This window comes from Autumnicola aciditolerans (assembly GCF_041679265.1).
GTDB lineage: Bacteria > Bacteroidota > Bacteroidia > Flavobacteriales > Flavobacteriaceae > Autumnicola.
The window spans coordinates 1-3,169 of record NZ_JBGFSM010000047.1 but is presented as its reverse complement, the minus strand read 5'-3'; the positions used below and the strand labels follow the sequence as shown (position 1 = coordinate 3,169).

At 36.4% G+C, this 3,169-nt stretch carries 4 protein-coding genes; all 4 read right to left on the bottom strand.

The annotated features are described in order from the left end of the window. Positions 1-204: 204 nt before the first annotated feature. Positions 205-648, bottom strand: a complete 444-nt coding sequence (locus AB8M93_RS18520) for a hypothetical protein (protein ID WP_373060439.1) — start codon at positions 646-648, stop codon at positions 205-207. A gap of 201 nt (positions 649-849) precedes the next feature. Next, the gene (locus AB8M93_RS18515) at positions 850-1,830 is read right to left on the bottom strand and encodes a hypothetical protein (protein ID WP_373060437.1); all 981 of its coding nucleotides are present in this window, start codon (positions 1,828-1,830) and stop codon (positions 850-852) included. A 10-nt stretch (positions 1,831-1,840) separates the two neighbouring features. Beyond that, entirely contained in the window at positions 1,841-2,344 is a 504-nt protein-coding gene (locus tag AB8M93_RS18510; RefSeq protein WP_373060435.1) for a hypothetical protein, read from the bottom strand. Between the two features lie 168 nt (positions 2,345-2,512). Next, positions 2,513-3,073 (bottom strand): hypothetical protein, encoded by a 561-nt coding sequence (locus AB8M93_RS18505; RefSeq protein ID WP_373060433.1) that lies wholly within the window; start codon positions 3,071-3,073, stop codon positions 2,513-2,515. Positions 3,074-3,169 lie beyond the last annotated feature (96 nt).

Genomic DNA, 3,169 nt, shown 5'->3' with positions numbered 1-3,169 from the left:
AACTCCGTATGTGGAATTACACAAATTTGCTGCCTGAAAAATTAGTAGAAAAAGCTTGGATTTAACCTTGGAATACGTATAACGACAAGTGGCGCGGAGTTATGGAAGCGAATTTGTCGGCTTAACGATTTTATTTGTTTTGAAAACTAATTTAGTTCTTTTCTATGAAACCCGCCATTTGCGTTATACGTTGTTGTGGTGCGTTTAGTTCGCCTTTATATATTCATTCATATAGCAGTCATTGCAGTCATCAATAAGAATTAATTTATCGCCCGTAATTTCAATTATTTTATTAGGAGCATTTTCAAGAATTATTGTTCTGCGATTATCATTGTAAATGTTTGATTCCTTAATTTCAATTTTATATTCGGAAATGAATTTCAAATCCTCATTTATGTAATTTTTAATGGTGTCAGATGAAATTTTTAAAATTATTTGGTTTCCAGTAGATTCCGGGGTTTCTGTTATTCCATCTATACCGCCTGATGAGCCTATCCAATTCCAGGTTCCAATAAGATTAGAGTTCAAATTATCGTCTTCTTTAGAACAACTGGAGAATGTAAACACAAATAAACAAATAATAATGATTTTTTTCATAATGTTATATATTATTGGGTTATTTAGTAATGAATAATAATCTTTTTTCATAATGTCGATATATGATTTTCATTGAAATATGTTCTTTTCACAAATTACCTTAATGCACCACAACGGTTTGCATATGGCTTGTGGCGGTTTCGAAGCACTTTCCTGTCCACCGAAACCAAAGCTGGCTACGGAGCGAAAACCTTGCAGGTAGCCGTTAATCCGCCATAAGCTATATGCTGTGTTGGCGGTAGTTTTTATTTTTTATTCAGTTTGATAGTCGTCATAAATTTCTTTGTTGTCAAAATAGATATTCTCCGTTTTACCATTCTTTATTTGGTCAATGAAATTGGCTTTAAAGTGAGCCTTGAATTCTTCTGCTGAAATGGATTTAAAATGTTCTACATCATCTTTGTCCACTCCACTAAATAGTCCACCTGTGATGAAGCCGTGCAAAATCTTATCAAGCCTTACTTTGGTTGTTATTGAATCATTCGAAGTTATTGTCGAAAGTGCCGTTACGTCTATGCGGCTCTCATCTACGATGTCAAAGTGCAAGTAAAAAAGACTGTCTGCCAAGTTTTTGTCGCTATACCCATGTCCTGCCTGAATTGAATTGAAGAGTTCTGTTTTACTCATTTCCAATTCAAATTCTTCATTTATCGCTAAGTTCAATTCAATTTTTTCTCTCGGTAATGTTGTTGCCCAAATTGCGAACAGACTAATTACTCCCACGGGAATCGTTAAATACTTTCCGATTTTTTGTTCTATGGAAAGTTGCTTTTGGAAGTATTGAAATGAAAATGGGAGTATGAGAAGGGCGAATAAGTCTGTGTAGTCAACCACTCTGTTAAAACCAATTCCAATGGTCTGAACCAAATTGATTACTTCTTGAGAAAATGGAGATTTCCAAAATAGGAATAGAGTAGCTGTTCCGAAATAGATTGTTTTAGACCATTTAATTCGAAGGCTGGATAGGAAATACGGAAAAAGAAACAGTCCTGCTACATCTGAAAGTTTACCTGTCAAAAAGTTCGAGAACTCATATTTCAGATAGAAGTCATTTAGTAGCAATAGTCCTACCGCTAAAATGAACAGTGGTCTTGTTAATATGTCGGGTCTTGCGTGTCTCATTTTAATTACCGCCAACGGTTTGCATATGGCTTGTGGCGGTTTGGAAGCAATTTCCTGTCCACCGAAACCAAACTTGGTTACGAAGCGAAAACCTTGCTGGTAGCCGTTCACCCGCCATAAGCTATATGCGTTGTTGTGTGCCGTGTTTTTCTTTTCCTATTTTCTTTATTCGTCCGCCAAACCACGCTCCGACAACCACAGCAGGAATTAATCCGAACATTGTCACCCAATACATTGGTTTAAAAATATAGTCAAAGAATGGGTCGTCATTGGTTCCGATATTGTCAATTCCTTCTTGGATGAAGCCTGTCCAACTTGCGAAAAATGTCGTTGTCAATATTACCGCTAAACCAATCAGAAATCCTGTCAACACAGATTTCCATTTTTTTATCAGAATCAATTTTCCCGCAAGTTGTCCATAGAAGTGTCCGCATGCAAGCATGATGACTGCACCAATCAAAATGTTTATCCAATAGTCAATGTCGGTGAACCAAAAGAAGGCTTTAATAAATCCTTCGTCTGTTGAAATCATCAAAGTCATAATTAACTGAGCAATTAAAAGTCCGAGTCCGACTGAAATCAATCCTTGTCGGCTTCCAATTTTTTTCGCTTCAGTTAATGTCATTAGTTGTCAATTTGGTTTGGTCGGTGTCTTTTTTTCACATGGCACACAACGTTCCGTGTAAAAAATGGCGCCTTTAAATTTACGTCTTTGTCAGCCGCAAAACAACGCCAGCAGAAAAAGACCAAACCCAGAGACCTGTCGTCAGCCGGCGCTATTTTTTACATTTTGTTAGGGCAAGTTTTTTTCTTTGATTTCAGTAAATTTTTCTTTGCCATATTCCATTCCAGCTTTCTCGTAACTTATTTTTTTATCATTTCGGTAAGTCAGAACTTTATTGGTCCCAGTATAAAAACTCCACATTTCGTTTAAATCGTCAGTATACCATTCTCCTGAGATGACTATTTTTCCACCCAAATCAAATTTTAGTTCGGTTAGGTTTTCCTCTGTGTTTAACGTTATGCTGCTTAGTTTTTGTCCATTTATAAATTGAAGAGCAAGTTTAATTTCATTTCTTTCACTTTCATCATACGCCAATTCGGTTTTGTCAGCATAAATTTTCCAGTTAGACATACTTATAAATAAAGAATATTCTCCCTTAATTCTTACCCGTCTTCTTTCAAATTTATTGAATGGGAATCTATTTTTTTCACTTGGCTGATGAACTCGGCCAAATTCTATTGTTGGTTTCCCAAATTCTAAGGTCAAGAATGAGCCAGTTAATTGTCTTGCTCCCCAAATAAATTGTCCAACTATTGGTTCTAAAATATCTTGAAATTCCTTATCAGTCATCTGGGGTTTTTAATTTGCCCTAACGTCCCGTATAAAAACAGTGCGAACGGGCGAGCGTGATTGTCCGCAGGACAATCCGCTAAGCAAGCGAGCACG

What these genes read in the sequence shown, in the direction of transcription:
- AB8M93_RS18520 (WP_373060439.1), bottom strand. Translation starts at nt 648, where the DNA reads ATGAAAAAAGATTATTATTCATTACTAAATAACCCAATAATATATAAC.
- AB8M93_RS18505 (WP_373060433.1), bottom strand. Translation starts at nt 3,073, where the DNA reads ATGACTGATAAGGAATTTCAAGATATTTTAGAACCAATAGTTGGACAA.
- AB8M93_RS18510 (WP_373060435.1), bottom strand. Translation starts at nt 2,344, where the DNA reads ATGACATTAACTGAAGCGAAAAAAATTGGAAGCCGACAAGGATTGATT.